The organism is Pseudomonas sp. SC3(2021), assembly GCF_019856535.1.
GTDB classification, from domain to species: Bacteria; Pseudomonadota; Gammaproteobacteria; order Pseudomonadales; family Pseudomonadaceae; genus Aquipseudomonas; species Aquipseudomonas monsensis.
In genome coordinates, this window is the sequence record NZ_CP082236.1 from 249,375 (window position 1) to 271,092 (window position 21,718).

Annotated in this window: 21 protein-coding genes and 1 pseudogene; 10 read left to right on the top strand and 12 right to left on the bottom strand. The window is 60.4% G+C overall.

What is annotated here, in order from left to right; translation table 11 throughout:
- Positions 1-28 precede the first annotated feature (28 nt).
- Positions 29-1,642 (top strand): NAD(P)/FAD-dependent oxidoreductase, encoded by a 1,614-nt coding sequence (locus K5Y35_RS01185; protein ID WP_222833526.1) that lies wholly within the window; start codon positions 29-31, stop codon positions 1,640-1,642.
- A 136-nt stretch (positions 1,643-1,778) separates the two neighbouring features.
- Here K5Y35_RS01185 and K5Y35_RS01190 read toward each other — a convergent pair whose 3' ends face one another.
- The gene (locus K5Y35_RS01190) at positions 1,779-2,873 is read right to left on the bottom strand and encodes a PLP-dependent cysteine synthase family protein (protein ID WP_222833527.1); all 1,095 of its coding nucleotides are present in this window, start codon (positions 2,871-2,873) and stop codon (positions 1,779-1,781) included.
- A 252-nt stretch (positions 2,874-3,125) separates the two neighbouring features.
- Here K5Y35_RS01190 and nhaA point away from each other — a divergent pair, with 252 nt between their 5' ends.
- From nhaA to K5Y35_RS01205, 3 genes are all read left to right on the top strand, one after another.
- Positions 3,126-4,313, top strand: coding sequence for a Na+/H+ antiporter NhaA (nhaA, locus tag K5Y35_RS01195; protein ID WP_123465274.1), 1,188 nt, complete (start codon positions 3,126-3,128; stop codon positions 4,311-4,313).
- A 133-nt stretch (positions 4,314-4,446) separates the two neighbouring features.
- On the top strand, positions 4,447-5,631 hold the full coding sequence (locus K5Y35_RS01200; protein WP_222833528.1) for a colicin E3/pyocin S6 family cytotoxin: 1,185 nt from the start codon (positions 4,447-4,449) through the stop codon (positions 5,629-5,631).
- A complete protein-coding gene (locus tag K5Y35_RS01205) occupies positions 5,628-5,852 on the top strand; it encodes a hypothetical protein (RefSeq protein WP_128615358.1) in 225 nt (74 codons plus the stop codon). Before K5Y35_RS01200 ends, K5Y35_RS01205 begins: the two co-directional genes overlap by 4 nt.
- Before the next feature lie 155 nt (positions 5,853-6,007).
- Here the strand turns inward: K5Y35_RS01205 and K5Y35_RS01210 are convergent, their stop codons facing one another.
- On the bottom strand, positions 6,008-6,472 hold the full coding sequence (locus K5Y35_RS01210; RefSeq protein ID WP_007969461.1) for a glycine zipper 2TM domain-containing protein: 465 nt from the start codon (positions 6,470-6,472) through the stop codon (positions 6,008-6,010).
- Between the two features lie 168 nt (positions 6,473-6,640).
- Between K5Y35_RS01210 and K5Y35_RS01215 the strand changes: the two genes are divergently transcribed.
- A complete protein-coding gene (locus tag K5Y35_RS01215; RefSeq protein WP_222833529.1) occupies positions 6,641-6,877 on the top strand; it encodes a hypothetical protein in 237 nt (78 codons plus the stop codon).
- Between the two features lie 5 nt (positions 6,878-6,882).
- Here K5Y35_RS01215 and pdxH read toward each other — a convergent pair whose 3' ends face one another.
- The 5 genes from pdxH to dinG form a co-directional block, all read right to left on the bottom strand.
- Complete coding sequence (pdxH, locus tag K5Y35_RS01220) at positions 6,883-7,530, bottom strand: pyridoxamine 5'-phosphate oxidase (RefSeq protein WP_123465266.1); 648 nt, start codon at positions 7,528-7,530, stop codon at positions 6,883-6,885.
- 24 nt (positions 7,531-7,554) lie between these two features.
- Positions 7,555-8,676, bottom strand: coding sequence for an OmpA family protein (locus tag K5Y35_RS01225; RefSeq protein WP_123465264.1), 1,122 nt, complete (start codon positions 8,674-8,676; stop codon positions 7,555-7,557).
- A 113-nt stretch (positions 8,677-8,789) separates the two neighbouring features.
- Positions 8,790-9,935: a serine hydrolase domain-containing protein gene (locus K5Y35_RS01230; RefSeq protein WP_222833530.1), complete on the bottom strand. Its 1,146-nt coding sequence runs from the start codon at positions 9,933-9,935 to the stop codon at positions 8,790-8,792.
- Positions 9,936-10,148: 213 nt separating this feature from the next.
- Complete coding sequence (locus K5Y35_RS01235) at positions 10,149-12,629, bottom strand: beta-galactosidase (protein ID WP_222833531.1); 2,481 nt, start codon at positions 12,627-12,629, stop codon at positions 10,149-10,151.
- Between the two features lie 92 nt (positions 12,630-12,721).
- Positions 12,722-14,866 (bottom strand): ATP-dependent DNA helicase DinG, encoded by a 2,145-nt coding sequence (gene dinG, locus K5Y35_RS01240; protein WP_222833532.1) that lies wholly within the window; start codon positions 14,864-14,866, stop codon positions 12,722-12,724.
- 98 nt (positions 14,867-14,964) lie between these two features.
- On the opposite strand from dinG, the gene K5Y35_RS01245 reads away from it, so the two are divergent.
- On the top strand, positions 14,965-15,429 hold the full coding sequence (locus K5Y35_RS01245; protein WP_123465258.1) for a CopD family protein: 465 nt from the start codon (positions 14,965-14,967) through the stop codon (positions 15,427-15,429).
- A 217-nt stretch (positions 15,430-15,646) separates the two neighbouring features.
- Here the strand turns inward: K5Y35_RS01245 and K5Y35_RS01250 are convergent.
- The 5 genes and pseudogenes from K5Y35_RS01250 to K5Y35_RS01270 form a co-directional block, all read right to left on the bottom strand.
- Positions 15,647-16,788 (bottom strand): annotated as a pseudogene (locus tag K5Y35_RS01250) (IS481 family transposase).
- A 257-nt stretch (positions 16,789-17,045) separates the two neighbouring features.
- Positions 17,046-17,804 (bottom strand): collagen-like protein, encoded by a 759-nt coding sequence (locus tag K5Y35_RS01255; RefSeq protein ID WP_222833533.1) that lies wholly within the window; start codon positions 17,802-17,804, stop codon positions 17,046-17,048.
- The gene (locus K5Y35_RS01260; RefSeq protein ID WP_123465254.1) at positions 17,797-18,072 is read right to left on the bottom strand and encodes a DUF1145 domain-containing protein; all 276 of its coding nucleotides are present in this window, start codon (positions 18,070-18,072) and stop codon (positions 17,797-17,799) included. The genes K5Y35_RS01255 and K5Y35_RS01260 overlap by 8 nt, the downstream gene beginning before the upstream one ends.
- Before the next feature lie 162 nt (positions 18,073-18,234).
- Complete coding sequence (locus K5Y35_RS01265; RefSeq protein ID WP_123465252.1) at positions 18,235-18,957, bottom strand: OmpA family protein; 723 nt, start codon at positions 18,955-18,957, stop codon at positions 18,235-18,237.
- Between the two features lie 89 nt (positions 18,958-19,046).
- Entirely contained in the window at positions 19,047-19,742 is a 696-nt protein-coding gene (locus tag K5Y35_RS01270) for an OmpA family protein (protein ID WP_123465250.1), read from the bottom strand.
- A 200-nt stretch (positions 19,743-19,942) separates the two neighbouring features.
- Between K5Y35_RS01270 and K5Y35_RS01275 the strand changes: the two genes are divergently transcribed.
- The 4 genes from K5Y35_RS01275 to K5Y35_RS01290 all read left to right on the top strand — a co-directional run bounded on the left by K5Y35_RS01275 (position 19,943) and on the right by K5Y35_RS01290 (position 21,716).
- Positions 19,943-20,440 carry a DUF6231 family protein gene (locus K5Y35_RS01275; protein WP_123465248.1) on the top strand — a complete coding sequence of 166 codons (498 nt, stop codon included), beginning with the start codon at positions 19,943-19,945 and terminating at the stop codon, positions 20,438-20,440.
- A 4-nt stretch (positions 20,441-20,444) separates the two neighbouring features.
- Entirely contained in the window at positions 20,445-20,921 is a 477-nt protein-coding gene (locus K5Y35_RS01280) for a YchJ family protein (RefSeq protein ID WP_186744479.1), read from the top strand.
- A gap of 100 nt (positions 20,922-21,021) precedes the next feature.
- The gene (locus tag K5Y35_RS01285; protein ID WP_123465244.1) at positions 21,022-21,516 is read left to right on the top strand and encodes an LEA type 2 family protein; all 495 of its coding nucleotides are present in this window, start codon (positions 21,022-21,024) and stop codon (positions 21,514-21,516) included.
- Positions 21,513-21,716: an SEC-C metal-binding domain-containing protein gene (locus K5Y35_RS01290; protein ID WP_030139406.1), complete on the top strand. Its 204-nt coding sequence runs from the start codon at positions 21,513-21,515 to the stop codon at positions 21,714-21,716. Before K5Y35_RS01285 ends, K5Y35_RS01290 begins: the two co-directional genes overlap by 4 nt.
- Positions 21,717-21,718: the final 2 nt, after the last annotated feature.

The following is a 21,718-nucleotide window of genomic DNA, read 5'->3' on the forward strand; positions in this document are numbered from 1 at the left end:
GTGCGCCCCGCGAACCCGGATCCCCGCCATGTTACGAATCACTGAACTCAAGCTGCCAATCGACCATCCCGAAGAAGACCTGCGCGCCGCCATCGTGCAACGCCTGGGCATCGCCAGCGATGATTTGCTCGATTTCACCTTGTTCAAGCGCAGCTACGATGCGCGCAAAAAGTCCTCCGAACTGTGCTTCATCTACACCATCGACCTCAACGTACGCGATGAGGCCAAGGTGTTGGGCAAGTTCGCCGACGACCGAAACGTCAACGTGGCGCCGGATGTCAGCTACAAATTCGTCGGCCAGGCGCCGAGCGACCTGAGCCAGCGCCCGATCGTCGTCGGTTTCGGCCCGTGCGGGATCTTCGCCGGCCTGCTGCTGGCACAGATGGGCTTCAAGCCGATCATCCTCGAACGCGGCACCGAAGTGCGCCAGCGCACCAAGGACACCTGGGGCCTGTGGCGCAAAAGCGTGCTCAACCCCGAGTCCAACGTGCAATTCGGCGAAGGCGGTGCGGGCACGTTCTCCGACGGCAAGCTGTACAGCCAGATCAAGGACCCGAAGTTCCTTGGCCGTAAAGTCCTGCACGAGTTCGTCAAGGCCGGCGCGCCGGAAGAAATCCTCTACGTCAGCAAGCCGCACATCGGTACGTTCCGCCTGACTGGCATGGTCGAGACCATGCGTGAAGAGATCCGCGCGCTGGGCGGCGAAGTGCGCTTCCAGGAGCGCGTCAGCGACGTGCTGATCGAAGACGGCCAACTGGTCGGCGTGCAATTGGCGAGCGGCGAAACCCTGCACTCCAGACATGTGATTCTGGCACTGGGCCACAGCGCCCGTGACACCTTCCGCATGTTGCACAGCCGTGGCGTGTTCATGGAAGCCAAGCCGTTCTCGGTGGGTTTCCGCATCGAACACCCGCAATCGCTGATCGACCGCGCACGACTGGGCAAGTACGCCGGCCATCCGAAACTCGGAGCCGCCGACTACAAACTGGTGCATCACGCCAAAAACGGCCGTTCGGTCTACAGCTTCTGCATGTGCCCGGGCGGCACCGTGGTCGCGGCGACTTCCGAGCCAAACCGGGTGGTCACCAACGGCATGAGCCAGTATTCGCGTAACGAGCGTAACGCCAACTCCGGGATCGTCGTCGGCATCACCCCGGAAGTCGATTATCCGGGCGGCCCGCTGGCGGGGATCGAGTTGCAGGAGCGCCTGGAATCCCATGCGTTCATCCTCGGCGGCAGCGATTACAAGGCCCCGGCGCAATTGGTCGGCGACTTCATCAACGGCACGCCTTCGACCGAACTGGGCGAAGTCGAGCCGTCGTACAAACCCGGCGTAGCGCTGGGTGATCTGGCGTTGGCCTTGCCGGAATTCGCCATCGAAGCGATCCGCGAAGCCCTGCCGGCGTTCGAGAAACAGATTCGCGGTTATTCGTTGCACGACGCCGTGTTGACCGGGATCGAAACCCGTACCTCGTCGCCGCTGCGCATCACGCGTAACCAGTCGTTGCAGAGCATGAACGTCAAGGGCCTGTTCCCGGCCGGCGAAGGCGCGGGTTATGCCGGCGGGATTCTGTCGGCAGGCGTGGACGGGATTCGGATTGCCGAGGCTGTAGCACGCGACATTCTCGGCCTCGAAGCCTGATCAGCATTAGCTGACCCAACACAAAACCCTGTGGGAGCGAGCTTGCTCGCGAAAGCGGTATTTCAGACAACGATGATGTTGAATGAGATGACGCCTTCGCGAGCAGGCTCGCTCCCACATTGGTCTCTGCTCTTGATCAGATGTTTGCGCGCAGGACTGAGTCAGGCAGCGGCTCACCCCGCTCGGCACTCGCCGCCACCGCTTCGATCAACCCACTCAACTCATACCCCTGCGCCTTGAGCCAGTCCTGGTCGTAATAGGTGTCAGCGTAACGCTCACCGCCATCGCACAAAATCGCCACGATCGACCCCGACTCCCCTGCCGCTTTCATCTGCTGCGCCGCCATCAATGCGCCAATCAGATTGGTGCCGCTCGACCCGCCGACATGCCGCCCCAGACGCTGCGCCAGATAATGCATGGCCGCCAGCGACAAGGCGTCCGGCACCTTGACCATCGCATCGATCACCTTGGGCAGAAACGACGCTTCCACCCGAGGCCGGCCAATTCCTTCAATCCGTGAGCCGCAATCCAGACGCAGGCTGGCGTCGCCAGTCTGGTAGTAATCAAAGAACACCGAACGCTCGGCGTCGGCGCACAACACGCGAGTGCAGTGCTGGCGATAGCGCACATAGCGGCCGAGGGTCGCAGTGGTGCCGCCGGTGCCGGGGCTGGAAATCAGCCAGCTCGGTTCCGGGTGTTTCTCGTAGCGCATCTGCTGGAAGATCGATTCGGCGATGTTGTTGTTCGCCCGCCAGTCCGTGGCGCGCTCGGCATAAGTGAATTGATCGATGAAGTGGCCGCCATGCTCGCACGCCAGACGTTCGGACTCGGCGTAGATCTGCGTCGGATCCTTCACCAGATGGCTCTGGCCACCGTAGAAGGCAATTTGCGCGATCTTCTCCTTGGAGGTGGTCGCCGGCATCACCGCAATGAACGGCAAACCGAGCATCCGCGCGAAATACGCCTCGGAAATCGCCGTCGAACCGCTGGACGCCTCGATCACCGGCGCGCCGGGTTTGAGCCAACCGTTACACAACGCGTAGAGAAACAGCGACCGGGCCAGGCGATGCTTGAGGCTGCCGGTCGGATGGCTGGATTCATCCTTGAAATACAGCTCGATGCCCGCAAAACCCGGCAGTGGCAAGGGGATCAGGTGGGTGTCGGCGCTACGCTGGAAGTCCGCCTCGATGATGCGGATGGCTTCGCGGGCCCACTGTCGGTTGTCGCTCATGGTGAGGGTTCTCGTTGAATCGGGCAGAAAATCGACCTCCTTTTGAAGGCTTGTCCATCAGCTTAGGAAAAAACCCGAAACGCGCACAGATACAGCTGAGTCTCAATATGTCAGGCAACTGCTAGGCTCAGCGTGGCCTCGGGAAAGCTGCGTTGTAACGCCATATAACAAAAAAGAATATAACTTTTGTTTTAACAACTAACAGTACGGGTTAGGGTGTTCCACCTTTTGACCTTTCGATGGAGAGCGACCTTGCCTCTGCGTAGCACTTTCACGCGTTTCTTTCAGTTGGAAGCTGCCAGCGGTCTGTTATTGATCGCTGCGGCCATCCTGGCTCTGATTATCAACAACTCGCCACTGTCGTGGCTGTACACCGGCCTGCTCGACACCCCGGTGGTGGCGCAGATCGGAGCGTTGAAAATCGCTAAACCGCTGCTGCTGTGGATCAACGACGGCTTGATGGCGATGTTCTTCCTGCTGATTGGCCTGGAAGTGAAGCGCGAGGTGCTCGACGGCCAGTTGTCCAAGCCTTCGCAGATCGTCCTGCCCGGCGCGGCAGCCATCGGCGGCATGCTGATACCGGCGCTGATCTACTGGTTTCTCAACCGCGACAACCCGCCCGCGCTGAGCGGCTGGGCGATCCCGACCGCGACCGATATTGCCTTCGCCCTCGGCGTGCTGGCCCTGCTGGGCAAGCGGGTGCCCGTGTCGCTGAAACTGTTTCTGATGACCCTGGCAATCATTGATGACCTAGGCGCCATCGTGATCATTGCGATCTTCTACTCCGGCGAACTCTCGACCCTGTCGCTGGGCCTGGCGGCGGCGTGCATCGCGGCGCTGGTGGCGATGAATCGGCTGGGTGTGGTCAAACTCGGACCGTACATGATCATCGGTTTGATCCTGTGGGTCTGTGTACTCAAAAGCGGCGTCCATGCGACGCTCGCCGGTGTGACACTGGCGTTCTGCATCCCCCTGCGCACGAAAAACGCCGAGCCCTCGCCGCTGTTGACCCTCGAACATGCGCTGCATCCGTGGGTGGCCTACGGCATCCTGCCGCTGTTCGCCTTCGCCAACGCCGGCCTGTCGCTGAGCGGCGTCACCGTCGAAAGCTTTACCCACCATGTGCCAATGGGCATCGCGATTGGCCTGTTGTTGGGCAAGACTGTCGGTGTGTTCGGCCTGACCTGGCTGGCCGTGAAAGCCGGCATCGCTGCCCTGCCCCAAGGCGCGAATTGGGGCCAGGTGCTGGGCGTGGCGATCCTGTGCGGCATCGGCTTCACCATGAGCCTGTTCGTCGGCTCGCTGGCCTTTGAACCGGGCGTAAGCGATTACGCCGGAATGGACCGAATGGGCATTCTGACCGGTTCGATTCTGGCGGCGTTGATCGGTTATGCGGTGACGGCGGCGGCGAGCAAAAAGAACACCGCGCTGCCTTCCTGATACGCCATGGATCGCCGTAGCGAACAATCGCCACGTCTTTAGAGACGCGTCCTACAGCCACGATTTTCCTGCTTCGTTAACGTTGCGCAGCCCTTTGCGAAGGGCTGTCGACGGATGAACGAAAGGACGATCAGTGGCTGGCAACAAGGACATTCCCCGGGTTTCCAACCCACCGCAAGGCGACGGGCATCACGTCACCTACCGCTACATGACGGCCACTGAACTGGCCGAGCGCGACGCCAGACAAAACGCTTACGACGCCATGCTGGCGCGGCAGGAGGCTTTCGAGCGCAGCCGTGACGTTGCGGCCAAAAAAGCCGAGCCCGTGCGTGCCGGTTGCGTATTTGCCAAGTCCTGCAAATTGCCGGATGCGATTATCGATTACTCGAGTCCTTCGGGGATGGTGCCGACCGACAGCCTGAAGGATTACGGCGATCTGATCCTGCTGGGCGCTCGCGAGGCTGATGAAAACGGCGCAGTTCCTCTCAAGAAAATCGGCGCAACGGCCATCCCGGCAGGCTTCGGCAGTTTTGCGTTGACGGGTTCAGCTTTCAAAGCACTGCCCACAGTTATATCCACCGCAGTGATCACGCCATTGGTGACCCTGGTGGCGCTGTTCATACCCTCGAACCTTGGTGACAGCGCGCTCTATACCGACGAGCAACTGCGTGGACTTGAACAGGCGCGAACGCGTGTTCGGTTGAGAGTCGAACAGCAGGCCGACGGCAGCCTGAAGGGCTACGGCTTCTACACCGGCAAGAATCGCGATTGGGAAATGGTTGATGTCGTGCAGTTCAAGTTGCGTGGCAGCCAGTTCATTACTGACTTGGGTGAAGGCGTAGAGCTGATCTGGACGCCTGCTGTGGATGGCTCGGACATCCTCGGTATTCCCGCGCTGGAGGCTGCACCGCAGGCACCGCACATCTGGGTTTATCCGCCGACGAAAGCGGCGGACGGGATTCTGGTTAATCCGGTTTATCCGCCGGAGTACAGGGATTTTATTCTGGTTTTTCCGGTGAACTCGGGAATCAGGCCGGTCTATGTTGTAGCGAGCATTTCGCATGGAAACTACTATCAAAAGCCTGAAAACTTGCCGGCTTATCCCGATGCCCGATGGGCTACGCCAAAAACGCCAATAAAAGGTGGCGGGGGATTACGCCCACGCTGGAAAGACAGAGACGGCGTAATTTATGAATGGGATTTTCGACATGGAGCGATTGAAAAATATACAAAACGTGGAAAACATTTGGGGGAGTTTAACCACGAAACAGGCGAGCAAACGAAACCGGCAGATCCCACCAGAAGGATAGAACCATGAAACATCAGGTCATGGGAGTAAAGAGAGGAGAAGATTTCCCCCTCTTTCAGCAACCCCTTTCCATCGCTACATCAGATCTGAAGATAGTTATGGGCTGGGAGAATGAGGAAGAATTCCAGCATGACTATAGGCTGACAGAGCAACAGATTATTGAAATTGAAAAATCATGCGCGATCACTCTTCCTCGAGATCTTGACCTTTATCTATCCACTCAGATCTGAGTAGCCGCGCTGTGAACTCTTCGAAGCCTAAGTTTCCCGAAAGGCTGGGAGTTCTTTGTGGGCACCTGTGCTGATTACTGAACTACCGAATTGAAAGCAAAAAACAAAACCCCGACCAGTCACCTGATCGGGGTTTTCTTTACCCTACATTCCGCTTAGTGCGAAACGCGGCTGGTTCCGCCAACGGTGGAGATGCGCACGCGCTCGCCAACACGGAACACTTCATTCTCCTGAACCTGCTGCACATAGGCACGCATGCTGCCGTCGTCTTCACGCACGGTGATTTCCACGCCCTGGGTACGGGTCAGACCTTCTTCAGTGGCCGAACCGATCAGACCACCCGCCACCGCACCGATGACCGCAGCCACGATGCTGCCTTTACCGCCGCCGATCGCGCTGCCGCCGACACCGCCGACCACTGCGCCTGCAGCGCCGCCGATCGGGGTCTTGGTGCCTTCGATTTTCACCGGACGCAAGGATTCGATGGTCCCCATGCGAATCGTCTGTACACGACGCGCTTCGTCACGGGAGTAGGAGTCACCGGTCAGGCTCGATTGGCAGCCGGTAAGCAACATCGCCATCGTGGAAAAGGAAGCAACCAGCAGAACAGACTTACGCATAGCATCAACTCCAAAGGAACATATATTCATTAAACTCCGCTGCTTGACGCCTGTCACGGCACAGCCCGGATAAATTGGCTTTCATTCAGGCGCGGTACAGACGCCTGCAAGGTTTTCCAACAGTAGCGCCAAATTACCGATTCTGCGCCACCGACACCAAGGATTTTCATGGATTACTTCATCATTTTCGTCACCACCGTTGCGGGACTGTACTTCCATTGGTGGCTTTACGTGCGCATCAAACGCTGGATGGATCGCGACCTGGCACTGTCGCTGGCGGGCGAGGATGAAGGTAAACGCGCCTTCATGCTTGAACGGTTGGCGGACGCGCAGGCGCAAAATATCAAGCGCAAGGATCTGCCGCAGTGGCTGGAGGCCGCTGCGGCAAGCTATTGCGCTCGGTAGACTGCCTAGGGTGCCAGACGTTCAAGAATCCAGTCGGCGCCCTGCAGGCGGTAGTTGAGGCGATCGTGCAGGCGGCTCGAACGCCCCTGCCAGAACTCGATGCGCTCGGGCAGCAGGCGGTAGCCGCCCCAGTGTTCCGGGCAATGCGGCTGGGTGTCGCTGAAGCGCTGTTCGGTGGCCTTGAGCAACTCTTCCAGCTCACCCCGGCCGTTGATCACCCGGCTCTGCGGTGAAGCCCAGGCCCCGAGGCGGCTGCCCAGTGGACGCACCTGAAAATACGCATCGGACTCCTCAGGCGTGACTTTCACCACCCGTCCTTCAATGCGCACCTGACGCTCAAGGGTTGGCCAGAAGAACGTCATGGCGGCGAACGGATTAGCCGCCAGATGCTGGCCCTTGGCGCTGTCGTAGTTGGTGAAAAAGGTGAACCCCTGCTCGTCCAGGCCCTTGAGCAGCAGAATGCGGCAATGCGGTCGTCCGTGCGTATCGACCGTGGCCAGGGTCATGGCGTTGGCCTCCACGGGCGCCTGTTCGGTTTTCACCGCGTCGGCAAACCATTGGTGAAACAACGCAAACGGCTCGTTCGGGGCTTGCGCCTCGGTCAAGCCATCCCGGGTGTAATCACGACGCATATCTGCCAGAGCCTGGGTCATGGCGCATTCCTTTTCGTTAGCGGATCACTGCTTGGAAGTATCGGTGGCGGCGACTTTCTTGTCAGTGGTCGCCGCTTTGGCTGGAGCGGTTTTCTTGGCAGGCGTTTTCGCCGGAGCCTTGGCCGCCGCTTTTTTCGCCGGAGCCTTGGCGGCGGCTTTCTTCGCTGGCGCCTTTTTGGTTGCAGGTACGGCGGCTTTGGAAGCGGCCGGCGCCGGTGTTACCGGCTTGGCTACAGGCTTGACGTCCTGGGCGGCAATCATCGTGGTCGGTGCCGGTGCCGGCATGTTGTATTTGCTCAACAGGGCAACCATGGTGTTCTGCGGGGTCACCAGCAATTCGACGCGACGGTTCAGGGCACGGCCTTCGGCGCTGTCGTTGGCAGCACGCGGGGCATCGCCGCCCATGCCGCGCAGCATCAGGCGATCACGCTGCAAACCGCTCAGACGGAAGATCGCCGCCACGGACTGGGCGCGCTCCTGGCTGAGTTTGACGTTGGCCGGCGCGGCGCCGGTGTTGTCGCTGTGACCGAGCACCAGTACCGCGGTTTTCGGGTCAGCTTCGAGAATTTTCGCAACATTGGTGAACGGGCTGAGTGTCACCGGCAGCAACATGGCCGGACGCTTCGGGTTGAACGAGCCCTCCACCGGCGCGATCACCACCAGCACGTTGTCACGGCGCTCGAGTTGCAGATTGCTGTCCTTGATTGCCGCACGCAGGCGTGGCTCGTAGTCATCCAGCCAGGCCTGGGTGACTTTCGGGTCAGGCATCGGCACTACTTTGGCAGTGGACTGATCCTTGCCGCCGAACGGCCACCACCACTTGCTGCCGGTGTCGGCATCGGTCTTGGCCACTGCAACCGGGGTTTTGGCTGCAGGTTTTACTTCAGGTTTCACCTCAGCCTTGGCCGCTGCATCATCGGAGCTGCCGAACGGCCAGTACCAGTGGCTGCTGCTTTCAGTCTTGGCCACCGGTGCAGTGGCGGCAGGTTTCAACGGGGCTGGAGCAGGTGCTGGCTCTTTGGCCGCGACTTTGTCGGAAGAGCCGAACGGCCACCAACTGCCGCCGTCTGCATCGTTTTTCGGAGTCTGTGCACAACCGGTCATTGCAACGCACAGGGCCAGGGCGAGGGTCTTTTTAGATGACATTGAAAATCCACAAAATGAAGTAAGGAAAAATCAGAGCTCTTTCGCCCGGATAAACAGTCGGTTTGAATCGAAAAACCGCATGAGGTTCCGGCCCTGGAACCCCGAATGAAACTTTACAGACAAGTGGCAAGCACCCGCGCGAGCTTCTGTGCGCGCGGATCCATCAAGACGTACGGCCCCAGGGTATTTGTCACAAAACCGAAGGCAACATCATGCTCAGGATCAGCAAAACCGATGGAACCGCCCGCGCCCGGATGGCCGAACGCCCGCGGGCCGAGGCCATAGGTGGCGTTCGGCACGTCCGGTTGATCGAGCATGCAGCCCAGACCGAAACGGGTACGGGTCAACAGAGTCTTGTCTTCGCCGAGGCTGTGTTCGCGGGTCAGCTCTTCGAGCATCTCGCTCTCGAGCAGGCTGCCATCGAGCAAACCGGCGTAAAAGCCCGCCAGACTGCGTGCGTTGCCGTGGCCGTTGGCCGCCGGTTGCTGCATGCGGCGCCACTCCGGTTTGTTGGTGCTGGTAAGCACCGAGGGCGGATTGGTAAAGGCGCGGGTGGTCATCGCGGTCGGTTCGCGCAGGGTCACTTGCAGCAGACGCTGAGCGGCGGCGTCCCCGGCATTGCCTTTGCCCCGTGCGATATGCGCGACGCGGTGAAACTCTTCATCGGCCAGGCCAACGTGAAAGTCCAGGCCCAGGGGCCTGGCGACACGGGCGACGATGGACTCCCCGGGCCCGCGACCGTCGGCGCGCCGCAGCAATTCACCCATCAACCAGCCGTAAGTGATTGCGGCATAACCGTGGCCGGTGCCCGGCGTCCACCACGGTGCTTCGGCCGCGAGGGCGTCGACCATGGTTTGCCAGTCGTACAGTGCTTCCGGCGCCAGCAACTCACGCAAGGCCGGCAGACCGGCCTGATGGCAGAGCAATTGGCGCAGGGTGACCGACTCTTTGCCGGCCGCGGCGAACTCCGGCCAGTAGCGCGCAACCGGAACATCGAGTTGCAACTTGCCTTCGGCAACCAGCTGTAGCGCGGTGACGGCGGTGAAGGTTTTGGTGCAGGAAAACAGGTTGGCGATGGTGTCGCTGTGCCAGGCCTCGCGACCATCCTTGTCGGCAGTGCCGGACCAGAGGTCGAGAACGGTTTCTCCACCGACCTTGATGCACAGGGCTGCGCCGCGTTCCTGGGGATCGTCGAACAGTGCGGCAAAGGCTTCGCGCACCGCTTCGAATTGAAGCTCGTAATGTCCCTGAATCTGCACCCGCAACTCCCCCGCGAAAACGCTCTACAAAGTGGCCCGCATTGTTCCAGCCCTAGAGGGATTTGGGAACAGCTGCGGGCCAGACGGTTAAATGCTGTGGTGAGGCTACTGGCGCCTTCGCGAGCAGGCCCGCTGCCACACTGATCTTCAGTGCAGCAGCGATTGAATGCGGGAGCGGGCTTGCTCGCGAAGAACGCTAACGCGGTCTAAACCTTAGTGACCATTCCCGGAATGCCCACCCGCATGACTGGCACCCGGCCCCTTGCCGGCCTCGCCCTTGCGTCCGCCTTCAGCTTCATGCCCCGCCGCAGTGGCCGCTTTCTCAGCCTCCTTGCCCAACTGATCAAGCGCCTGCAGGTTGCTTTTGCGCACAGTCTCGACAAACCCCTGATACGGCAGATCCGTCACCCCGACCAGTCCGAAGTGCCCGTTCTCGCCATCGAGCAGACGCCCGGTCACCGGCTGATCCAGATACTGGAACCAGTGCACACCGACAATCGACGGTTCACTCAACGCCTGCTTGAGGAAGTTGGCGTAGGCCGGTCCGCGATCTTCTTCCCGGCTCAACTGCGTCACGCCGCCCCAGAACGGGCCGCGATCGGTCGAGCCGAAGTTGAACTCGGTGATCAAGACCGGTTTGTCGAGGGCACCCAGCGCGGCGAAGTCATAGCCGTCCTGTGGCTTGAGCGTGTACATGTTGAAACTCAACACATCGCAATACTGCGCGCAGGAGGCCACGGCTTCCGGAGTGCTGGTGGCGAAACGGCCGCCGAGCAGCAGCTGATTGGGCGCGTGCCATTTCAGCGAGTCGGAAATGGTTTTGAAGTAGGTGTCGGCAAAGACCTTCTGGAAGTACTTGAAGTCGGCCTCGATTTCCGGGTGTTCAGGGTTCGGCAGCGGCGGCACGAAGCCCGGGTCTTCCATCAGTTCCCAAGCCGGCAGATCAATGCCCCATGCCTTCGACAGCCCCGCCTGATTACGGTATTTGTCGCGCAGTTGCTTGAGGAACGCGCGTTTGGCCGGCACGTCGGTGGTCATTTTCAACGTGCCGTAGGCCAGCGCGTAGCGCGATTGCGGATCGTCACCGGGGCCGGCCCAGGCCAGTTCGTTGTCGGCAAAGTAGCCGATCAGCCAGGGATCGTCGCGGTGATCACGGGCGGCAATCGCCACGGCACGTTCGGTGGCCATGGCGAAGCGTGGATCGAACGGATCCGGCATGCCGCCCCACCAGTCGCTGCCCGTGCTGATGCTGGTGTAATCGCCGACGATCGACAACGGCAAGGTGTACGGTACGCGCTCGGCGTCGCCCAACTGCGGCGCACTCCAGTTGCCAACCGTGTTGAAGCCCCAGGCTTGCAGGCGATCAAGGGTGTGGCTGGCCCATTGCTGCTCATCGAGGGCGGCTGTGCAGGGCGCGGCTGCGTTGGCGTTCGTCGCTTGCGCAGCATCGGTCTGCGCCGCTTCGGCAACCCCGGCCTTCGGCTCAGTCGGCACAGCGGCAGGCTCTGCGGTGTTGGCGGCAACGCTTTCGGCGGCTTGCGTCTTCGCCGCTGCCGCGACACCGGATGCGCCGATACTGGCCGATTTGCACGGTTCGCCGTAGACCCGCTGCAGGTTGGCGGCATAAAAGTCGTACCAGCGCCCGTTGCCGTAACCGCGGCCCTGATCGGAACCATTGCCGCCCCGGTTATCGCCTTCGCCGAAATGGCTGGCGAGCGGTTCGTCGGGTTTGGGCAGGGATTCGAACATGTATTCGCGACCGGCCACGTATGTCTGGTTGACGTCCGGGCTGACGGTGTTGACGCCGAGGGAGTAGAACGGATGGCCCTCAGGGGTCACCAGATACCAGCGCCCGTCACGTTTCTCGGTGCGGAAGAAGCCGCTGGCCTTGAACGTCGGGCCCTTGTTCCAGCCGCCAAACTTGTCCAGCGAGGACTTTGCGCGTTCGGCCAGCCAGGTTTTCAGCTGTTGCTGCTCTTTGGCGGCAGCAGATTTGAGTTGTTCGTCGCTGGTGACCTTTTCCGGCCATCTGCTACGGGTCGACTGCCCGTAGGCGTCCACCAGATTGCCGTACACGGCCTGCGTCACCGCATCGCCGTCCTGTACGCCGAAACGTTCGAGCAGCAGGCTTTGAGGCACTTTCGGCTGATCCATCGACAGACTGACCGACACCACCTGGCTGCGATCCAGCTCGCCGCTGCTGCTGGCCAACAGAATCCGCTGGCCATCGACGGTCACCGGCATCGGCGGCCCGGCCTTCATGCCCTGGCTCAGCGGCGAGGTCGCCACCAGCGGCACCAGCAGGGTTTGTGCCGGCCCTGCTGGCAGGTCGACGCGACTGGTCAGCGTCTGCCCGTTGTTGCTCTGGATTTGCACGTAGACCGTCACGGCCCAGTTCATTGCGCTTTGCAGCCGCAGGCTCATCATCCCGGACTGCGACCAGTCCCATGCACCGGTCTGCGGGGTCAGGCGCAGGGTCGGGCGGGCTACCGGGTTGAACGTCACCCGGCGCAGCACTTCACCTTCCTGGGTCTGTTCGGCATTGGCTTGTGGCAGGTCAGTGTTTTCGGTGACGACTTTCACCACGTCGGCGGGGCGAACGAAGTTGAACAGGGTCTGCTGACCGGCAGGCGCCGCCAACAACGGCGCGGCGAAGATCAAGGCAAACACGGCAGGCAACGAGCGGCGAATCATAAGAACGGAGTTCTCCCTAACGACCAAAGGGCCAATGGAAAAGCATGGCAGAGAGATAGACAGCGCGGCGGGCAAAACTGCCCACCGTTGTCTCAGGATATTTCACGACGGAATGGCGGCAACGCATTGAGGATCGCTTTGCCGTAGCGCTGGGTGACCAGACGGCGATCCAGCAAGGTGATGGTGCCGCGGTCTTCTTCGGTACGCAGCAAGCGACCGCAGGCCTGGACCAGTTTCAGCGAGGCGTCCGGCACCGAGATTTCCATGAATGGATTGCCACCACGGGCCTCGATCCACTCCGACAACGCCGCCTCGACTGGATCGTCCGGTACCGAGAACGGAATCTTGGCAATCACCACGTGTTCGCAGTAGGCGCCCGGCAAGTCCACCCCTTCGGCAAAACTGGCGAGGCCGAACAGCACGCTGGAATCGCCGCCATCGACCCGCGCCTTGTGCTTGTTCAGGGTTTCCTGTTTCGACAGGTTACCTTGAATGAACACTTGCTTGCGCCAGTCGCGGTCGAGGCCGTCGAACACGTCCTGCATCTGTTTACGCGAGGAGAACAACACCAGCGTACCGCGCGAGCCTTCGACCAGATCCGGCAACTCACGGATGATCGCGGCGGTGTGAGCGGCGGCATCGCGCGGGTCGGCCTTCAGGTCGGGGACCCGCAACACGCCGGCGTCGGCGTGATGGAACGGGCTCGGCACCACAGCGGTGACGGCTTTTTTCGGCAGGCCGGCACGCATGCGAAAACGGTCGAACGTGCCCAGCGCGGTCAGGGTTGCCGACGTCACCAGACAACCGTAAGCCACGTTCCACAAGCTGCGGCGCAAGGTCTCGGCGGCGAGAATCGGGCTGGCGTTGACCTCGATATCGAACAGCGAACCGCTTTCGGCCAGCGTCAGCCAGCGGGCCATCGGCGGGCTGTCTTCCGGGTCTTCGGCGGTGAAGGCGGTCCACAGCTCCCAATTGCCCGAGGCACGGGACAACAGGCTGCCGAACAGCGGATACCACTCTTCGGCCTGATTGCTGGCGATGCCGATATTGACCTCGCCGTCCATGCCTTCCTTGAGCAGGTCGGTCAGACGGGTGAACAGGTCATTGAGCCGCGAGTAGCCCTTCTTCAGCTCGATGCCCATCTCGCGCATGTGCTCGGGAATCACCCCGCCGACGAAACGATGGCGTGGCCGCTCGCGACCTTCGACGTCTTCGCCGGGTTTGAAATCGGCAATCTGCTCGCACGCGGTGAACATGAACTGCTGCTGGGTCTTGATCTCCCGCGCCAGCTCGGGCACTTGCTCGATCAGCTTGCCGAGATCCCCCGGCAACGGATGCTGGGCCAACAGTTTGGTGAGGTTTTTCGCGGTGGTTTCCAGCCAGTCGGCGGTGGAACGCAGGCGCGTGTAATGAGCGAAGTGGCCGATGGCCTTGTCCGGCAGATGATGACCTTCGTCGAACACGTAAATGGTGTCGCGTGGGTCCGGCAACACCGCACCGCCGCCGAGGGCCAGGTCAGCCAGCACCATATCGTGGTTGGTGACGATCACGTCGACCTTGCCCATGCCTTCGCGAGCCTTGTAGAAGGCGCACTGGCCGAAGTTCGGGCAATGGCGGTTGGTGCACTGGCTGTGATCGGTGGTCAGACGCGCCCAGTCGGCATCTTCCAGCGCATTGGGCCAGCTGTCGCGGTCGCCGTCCCACTTATTGCCGGCGAGCTTTTCGATCATGCTGGTGAACAGCTTCTGACTGGCCTCGTCGACCTCGATCTTGAAACCTTCTTCTTCGAACAACTGCGCAGTGGCGGTTTGCGCGTGCCCTTCCTGCAGCAACATGTCGAGCTTGGACAGGCACATGTAGCGGCCCCGACCCTTGGCCAGGGCGAAGCTGAAGTTCAGCCCGCTGTTGCGCATCAGGTCGGGCAAGTCCTTGTAGACGATCTGCTCTTGCAGGGCCACGGTCGCGGTGGCGATCACCAGACGCTTGCCGGCCAGCTTCGCCGTCGGGATCGCCGCAAGGCTGTAGGCCACGGTCTTGCCGGTACCGGTGCCGGCTTCCACCGCGACAATCGCGGGGTCGCCACTGCGCCGGCCTTCGTCATCGGTGTCGATATCCCCGAGGACTTTGACGATTTCAGCGATCATCAGGCGCTGGCCGTAACGCGGTTTGAGGCTCTTGGCTTCAAGAAAACGCGAATAGGCGCCCTGGATCGTGGTTTTGAGTTCAGTGCTGATCATTGAGTGTCGGGCGCAAAAATGCTGGATAAATTTTCAGTGGTTCGGTTCGGCGGCTATCATACCCCGCGAATCGATCCCGCGCAGAACGGAGTACCCCAATGACACCTTTTAGCCTCGTTTATCCGCTGCATGTCCTGTCCGCCCTGGTCTGGGTCGGCGGCATGTTTTTCGCCTGGATGGTCCTGCGCCCGGCGGCGGTAAAGGCCCTCGACGGTCCAGCCCGCCTGACCTTGTGGGTGGAAGTGTTTCAAGGTTTTTTCCGCTGGGTGTGGGTCGCGGTGATCCTGCTGCCGATCAGCGGCGTGGGCATGTTGCATTTGCAGCACGTGGGGTTCGAAACCGCACCGAAGTACGTGCAGGTGATGATGGGCTTGTATGTGGTGATGACCGCGCTGTTCATCCGGATTCAGGGCTTGATGCTACCGGAACTGCGCAAAGCAGTGGACGCGAAGGACTGGCCGGCGGGTGCGGCGGTCCTGGGGCGGATTCGCCGGGTGGTAGGGATCAATCTGATTGTCGGGTTGGTGCTGGTGGCGATTGCGGCGGCAAGACCGATGATCTGAAAATCAAAAGCCCCTCACCCTAACCCTCTCCCGGAGGGAGAGGGGACTGAATGGGGGATATTGAAGAGTTACACCGACCTGGAGGATTGGCTTTGAATCCATAATCGACTCGGTTTTTCAGGTCGATGGATAGTCTGAGTCACCTCACCCCAGCCCTCTCCTCCCTGTATGTACCGGAGACATGGTGGACACATGTTCGGAGACATGGTGGACGGTTTTAGATCTTCTTACCTGCTGTAACGATCTGCAAGTTCAAGTCGATTCGGGCGATGCGATGTCTACTCCAGTAGACATCGTGGATGCCGTCCTCCGTCGTTTCCCGGATAGCTACTGACTTCCCGTAAAAAGCTTTCCCGACTGTGTATTCACGGTTCCTCCAGTAGATCTCGCCCTTTACCTGAACCTTCCTGACCACATCACCATCGTCGTACTCCGGCGCTGCGGGTTGCTCCTGATATTCCCTTGAGCTGCTGCTGTACCGAGTAGCAGGAACCTGCATGTCCAGCGCTTGATGCGGGCGCTTCTGGTTGTAAATATCACGCCAGATATCAAACGCCCGTTGCGCGCTGTTGAGATCGTTAAAGTGCTGACCCTGGAGAACTTCATTTTTCAGACTGCGGTGGAAGCGTTCCAGCTTTCCCTGGGTTTGCGGATGATAAGGTCGAGAGTGGCCGACCTTGATGCCTTGACTCATCAGCCAGACCTCCAGCGCGGTATAAACGCCTGTCTGATCACCCCATGGAGAGCCGTTGTCCATCGTCATGCGCAAAGGCAGGCCATAGCGCCGAAAGGCCCGGACCAGATGCTCCTGGACGGTGTCGCGCTGCTCATTGATACACGCCGCGATGCACAGTGAAAACCGCGAATGATCGTCCAGTATCGTCAACGGATGGCAACGCCCCTGACCCAGACTGATATGCCCTTGAAGTCCATCTGCCAAAGATCGTTGGGCGCTTCATGCTCAAAACGGATAAACGGTTTGATCTCGGCGGCCTTTGGATCAACGCGTGAATGACGCTGTAAAACCGCATGCACGGTACTGACTGAAGGCATCACTAAGCCATTGTCTTCCAACACACGTTTGAGCTTGCGAGCGCCCCAGGCCGCGTACTCCTGACTCACGGTCAGAATCTGCTGTTCAACCTCATCAGCACATCGCTTGGGTGATGTCTTCGGTCGTCGAGACTGATCGTTCAGTCCTTCTGCACCCAGGTTTTCAAACCTGTTAAGCCATTTATAGGCGGTGCTTGGGCTGATATTAAATCGACGGCAAAGCTGCCGGACATTGGCCCCTTCTTGCCGAGCCAAAAGCACGAATTCTGAACGAAGCTGCACAGTGGACACCTCTTCCCAAGACACAGGTCATCTCCTTAGTGATGAGCAATGTGCCTATTAAAAAGTGTCCACCATGTCTCCGAACACCTGTCCACCATGTGTCCGGTACATACACTCCCGGAGGGAGAGGGGACTGAATGGGGGGGTATTGGAGAATTACGCCGACTTGAAATATCTGCTTTGAATCCATAATCGACACGGTTTTTCAGGTCGATGGATAGCCTGAGTCGCCTCACCCCAGCCCTCTCCCTCGGGGAGTGGGCTGGGTGAGGGTAAAACGTTCAGAGACGTTGCACAGTCACAGCACCCGCCGCGCCCGCCGGCCCAGGCTGGCCATCAGCCCCGGCCTTGCCATTTTTGCCGCCATCGGCGCGATACACCAGGCAGCCCTTGGATTTGCCGCCCTTCCCTGCTTTGCCGCCAACACCCGCCGGGCCACCGGCACCGCCAGCCACGTTGACCTTGATCAGCTCAGCCGGAAACTCGCGTGGCACTTCAAGACGCACCAGCGCACCCGGTGCGCCCGGTTGGCCATCGCTGCCGTTACTGCCATCGAAACCGTGCCCGGCCGCGCCATAGGTGCAGCCCGGGTCTTCGCCGTTACCGCCATCGAGGCCGACAAAACCCGGCGCACCGGTGCCGCCACGGGCATCGACCAACAGTTGCGGCGCGTTCAACGCCTTGAATTGCAGATTCAGATTGCGCCCCGCACGGGCGGCTTTTTCAAAAGTTCCTGGCGCCCCGCGCGCGGTGATCTGGCTGCCTTCGCTCAGTTCGGCACGGGCCACTTTCAATTCCAGCGCCTGTTCAGCCGGAACGATCGCAATGCGCGCTTCATGGCCAAGACGCAATTGGCCCACGGTCAGCTCGGTCACGTTGGCGGGAATCAGCAAAGTACCGTAATCGGCCACGTCCAGACGTTCGAGCTGCAAAGTGCTGACGGTATTGGGCAAACGCATCAGGGAATTGGGTTCGACGCTGACCACCTGGGCACAGGCCAAGGGACTGATCAATGCAGCGAGCAAGCAGAGTTTACGCATGGGAAGAAGCCTCCGGAGCGGCCGGGGCCGGGATGGTTTGCAGGTGAAATACGCCGAACAACAGGATCCGCAGACGGTCACGCCACGGGTTGGGACGCCCCTTGAGGCGACAGAACAGCAACTGCAGAACATGCAGCGCCAGCAACAAGGCGCCAGCCAGATTGACCAGCAAGTGCAGCGGATGCACAAAAGGCACCAGCAGATTGACCACCACCACGCACCAGAACAGCAGGGTCAACAAGCGCCCCAGCCCCCAGAAAACCTTCATACGCTCCCCCGTGTCGGAATTATTCTTTGGGCGCACAGTAACGGCTTAGACGGGGGATAAGCCAGAGGGAAAAATGAAAAAACTTTTGTCAGTCGTCGGATCGCTGCCGGTTCGACGATGATCGTCGCCCGGCAGCTCTAGCCTGCGGACTACAGACAAGTCCTAGCGATTGATATGCAACTCCACCCGACGGTTTTTCGCCCGTCCCTCGTCCGTCGCGTTGTCGGCGACCGGCTCGCTCTCGCCACGCCCTTCACTGGTCAGCTTGCCCGGTTCCAGGCCCTGGCTCAGCAGATACGCCGCCACACTGCTGGCACGCCGCTCCGACAGTGCCTGGTTATAGGCATCCGAACCTTTGCTGTCGGTATGGCCGATGACTTTGATGCTGACCACATCGGCGTTGCGCAGCTTGTCCATCAGCGTATCGAGCTGGGCTTTCGCGGCCGGCGTCAGATCAGATTTGTCGAAATCGAACAGCACGTTGCCGGCATCGCTGAGGGTGATGACTTCCGATTGCGGCGCAGGTTCGGGGGCTTTTACAGTGACCGGGTATTGCGGCAGCGGGCAACCACGGTGATCGACCGGGGTATTGGCCGGGGTGTCCGGGCAACGGTCGCGGCGGTCGAACACGCCATCGCCGTCTTCATCGCCGTCCTGGGCATAACAGATCAGTCCGCCGGTGAGGATCCCCAGCGCTGCGCCACCGCCAGCCCAGCCACCACTTTCGATGGCGCCAAGACCGCCGCCGACCAGCCCGCCGATCAGGCTGCAAATCGGCCACGTACGTTGATTGAGGGGTGCAGTGCCATCGCTGTGAGTAGCGCAACCGGTGAGCAAGCTGCCTAGCAGCAGCACCGGCAAGACGGACCTTGAGAAAACAGTCATTTTGAAAGCTCCTGTGTCACCGGCCCATACCGGTTACACAGGAGTAAAGACCCGCATCCGCGACTGCACAAGCCGCGGATGCGAGAGGTCTAGCGGACGATTTTGATTTCGGTACGACGGTTTTGCGCGCGACCGTCAGCGGTTTTGTTATCGGCCACTGGCTGGCTTTCACCCATGCCGGACACCGAAACGAAGCTGGCGCGTGGCACACCCTGCTGGATCAGGTATTCCACCACCGAATGCGCACGACGATCCGACAGTTTCTTGTTGTAGGCATCGCTGCCCACACTGTCGGTATGACCGGTCACGGTCAGTTGCGCGTTGGAGGATTCCTGTTTCAGGCGAGTGGCGACTTTGTCGAGTACTTGCTTGTCAGGGCCGGTCAGCGTGGCTTTGTCGAACTGGAAGTGCACATCACGGATGACAATGGTTTCTTCCTTGACCACTACCGCTTCTTCAACCACCGGCGCAGGGGCTGGTGGAGGGCAACCGTCAGCGTCGACCTGTACGCCTTTAGGCGTGCCCGGACACTTGTCGCGACTGTCCGGCACGCCATCGCCGTCTTCGTCGCCATCACCATGTACCCAGCAATAGGCCGCTGCCGTGCCGCCGACCAGCAACGCACCGTAGCCGGCCCACGCCGAACTTTCCGTCGCGCCGAGACCGGCACCGACAACACCACCGACCGCCGCACAGGTCGGCCAGTCGGTTTTCTGTAAACCTGCGCAACCAGTCAACACACTGGTTAGCAGAATCAAAGGTAATGCTGTCCGAACTATGCTCATCTGGTTTTCTCCTGAGGGATCGGCTTAGAACCGATTCAGGGAGTAAAGACCGGAGTTTTAATCTCCGCCAGCAATAGGCCATTGCTGTTTGCGACCGTGTTCACAGGACTTTCCCCGCATTTACCGCAAACCGGCGTCGCAGCGCGCTTTGCCGGCGCAGTCAGGCAGGCTAGTCTTGGCAGTCTGATTGAGGAGCATTGATGAACGTCGCCATTTCTTCCCGCACACCACAACAGGCGTTGGCCGCTTTGCTGGATCGCTACGCCCCGGCGCGTCTGCTGTTGATCGGTGCCAGTGAATTCCCGGCGCTGAGCGCATTCAAGCAAGCGCACCCGGACACCTGCGTGGCGCATGCCGCGCCCGGCGCCTTGCCAGCGGAACTGGCCGCGCGGCGTTTCGACCTGGCGCTGGTGGTCGATTGCCTGGAACATTTGCCCAAGCGCGATGGCCTGAACCTGTTGGGCGGCATTCGTAACCTCAACGCCAGCCGCATCGCGGTGCTCTCGGATCTGACGGCCAGCGGCTGGCAGGAAACCGATTTCTATTCGCTGGCACTGCAGGCCAGCGAGCGCTTCCAGCGTGACGATCAGGTGCTGACCCTGTTCACTTACGATCTGCTTGACTACAAACAAGTCCCCGACTGGCTCAACTCGCGGTTCTGGGCCAATCCGGAAAACTTCGGGAAATACTGGTGGTAATGCAATGAGTACAGCCATTTGCCCGTGCGGCAGCGGTAATCTGCTGGACGCCTGCTGCGGTCACTATCACGCCGGCCACCCGGCGCCTTGCGCCGAGGCGCTGATGCGCTCGCGCTACAGCGCCTATGTGCTGGGTCTGATCGACTATCTGGTGGCGACCACCCTGCCCGCCCAGCAAGCGGGGCTGGATCGTCAGGCAATCAGTGCCTGGAGTGCGCAGAGCACCTGGCTCGGCCTCGACGTGGAAAGCTCGGAAGTCTTCGGCGGCCAGCCGGAGCACGCCTTCGTCACCTTCACTGCACGCTGGCACGACAGCCAGGGCGAACACAGTCACCGCGAGCGCTCATCGTTCGTGCAAAACGCCGGGCGCTGGTACTTCATCGACCCGACCGTGCAGTTGAAACTGGGACGCAACGATGCGTGTCCTTGTGCCAGCGGGCAGAAATTCAAGAAGTGCTGTGCGGGGTATTTCGGCGTATAGGATCAACAGATCGCAGCCTGCGGCAGCGCCTGCAGAGAACGCCATCTCATGCAGGCGGCGATCTTTCAGCGTCTAGACTGGCAGCAAAAGGAGTTCAACCATGCTCGGTCGTTGGCGCACATTCCAGCTCTTCACCTTGATGCTGACCCTGAGTCTGGGCGGCTGCGCTTCGTGGTTCAGCGACGACAGTGTCGACCCCGCGGTGCACCTGGTGAACGTCGAGGTGGTACGGGCAAAACTGCTCGAACAGAAATTCATCCTGCACTTTCGCATCGACAACCCCAACGACAGCGACCTGACCGTGCGCGGCCTGGAATACCGCATTCATCTGGACGACCTGCTGCTGGCCGAGGGTGAACATGAACACTGGTTCACGGTGGGGCCCAAACGCAGCGCCTACTTCAAGGTGCCGATCCGCACCAACCTGTGGCCGCAGGTCAAGGAGGTGGTGAAAATGCTGAAAAATTCGAACCAGCCGATTCCTTATCGGTTACAGGGCGAAATGGAAACCGGTTTATTCATCGCTCACTACGTGCACCTTGAACGCAATGGCGTGATAATCCCCGCCGATCTAATTCCGGAGCAACACCGATGACCCAGCAACCTCATGTCCATGGCCCTGACTGCAACCACGATCATGATCATGACCATCACCACGATCATGGCCATGTCCACGGCCCGAACTGCGGCCACGCCCACCAGGAACCGGTGCGCAACGCCTTGAAAGACGTCGGCCGCAACGATCCGTGCCCATGCGGCAACGGCAAGAAATTCAAGAAGTGCCACGGCGCGTGATG

Excerpts from the sequence above, each read along its gene's own strand:
- pdxH (WP_123465266.1), bottom strand. The coding sequence starts at position 7,530 with ATGACCCAGGCTCTGGCAGATATGCGTCGTGATTACACCCGGGATGGC.
- K5Y35_RS01210 (WP_007969461.1), bottom strand. The coding sequence starts at position 6,472 with ATGCGTAAGTCTGTTCTGCTGGTTGCTTCCTTTTCCACGATGGCGATG.
- K5Y35_RS01270 (WP_123465250.1), bottom strand. The coding sequence starts at position 19,742 with ATGAGCATAGTTCGGACAGCATTACCTTTGATTCTGCTAACCAGTGTG.
- K5Y35_RS01235 (WP_222833531.1), bottom strand. The coding sequence starts at position 12,629 with ATGATTCGCCGCTCGTTGCCTGCCGTGTTTGCCTTGATCTTCGCCGCG.
- K5Y35_RS01225 (WP_123465264.1), bottom strand. The coding sequence starts at position 8,676 with ATGTCATCTAAAAAGACCCTCGCCCTGGCCCTGTGCGTTGCAATGACC.
- K5Y35_RS01255 (WP_222833533.1), bottom strand. The coding sequence starts at position 17,804 with ATGCGTAAACTCTGCTTGCTCGCTGCATTGATCAGTCCCTTGGCCTGT.
- dinG (WP_222833532.1), bottom strand. The coding sequence starts at position 14,866 with ATGATCAGCACTGAACTCAAAACCACGATCCAGGGCGCCTATTCGCGT.
- K5Y35_RS01190 (WP_222833527.1), bottom strand. The coding sequence starts at position 2,873 with ATGAGCGACAACCGACAGTGGGCCCGCGAAGCCATCCGCATCATCGAG.
- K5Y35_RS01290 (WP_030139406.1), top strand. The coding sequence starts at position 21,513 with ATGACCCAGCAACCTCATGTCCATGGCCCTGACTGCAACCACGATCAT.
- K5Y35_RS01265 (WP_123465252.1), bottom strand. The coding sequence starts at position 18,957 with ATGACTGTTTTCTCAAGGTCCGTCTTGCCGGTGCTGCTGCTAGGCAGC.
- K5Y35_RS01245 (WP_123465258.1), top strand. The coding sequence starts at position 14,965 with ATGACACCTTTTAGCCTCGTTTATCCGCTGCATGTCCTGTCCGCCCTG.
- K5Y35_RS01280 (WP_186744479.1), top strand. The coding sequence starts at position 20,445 with ATGAGTACAGCCATTTGCCCGTGCGGCAGCGGTAATCTGCTGGACGCC.
- K5Y35_RS01185 (WP_222833526.1), top strand. The coding sequence starts at position 29 with ATGTTACGAATCACTGAACTCAAGCTGCCAATCGACCATCCCGAAGAA.
- K5Y35_RS01285 (WP_123465244.1), top strand. The coding sequence starts at position 21,022 with ATGCTCGGTCGTTGGCGCACATTCCAGCTCTTCACCTTGATGCTGACC.
- K5Y35_RS01205 (WP_128615358.1), top strand. The coding sequence starts at position 5,628 with ATGAAACATCAGGTCATGGGAGTAAAGAGAGGAGAAGATTTCCCCCTC.
- K5Y35_RS01260 (WP_123465254.1), bottom strand. The coding sequence starts at position 18,072 with ATGAAGGTTTTCTGGGGGCTGGGGCGCTTGTTGACCCTGCTGTTCTGG.
- K5Y35_RS01275 (WP_123465248.1), top strand. The coding sequence starts at position 19,943 with ATGAACGTCGCCATTTCTTCCCGCACACCACAACAGGCGTTGGCCGCT.
- K5Y35_RS01215 (WP_222833529.1), top strand. The coding sequence starts at position 6,641 with ATGGATTACTTCATCATTTTCGTCACCACCGTTGCGGGACTGTACTTC.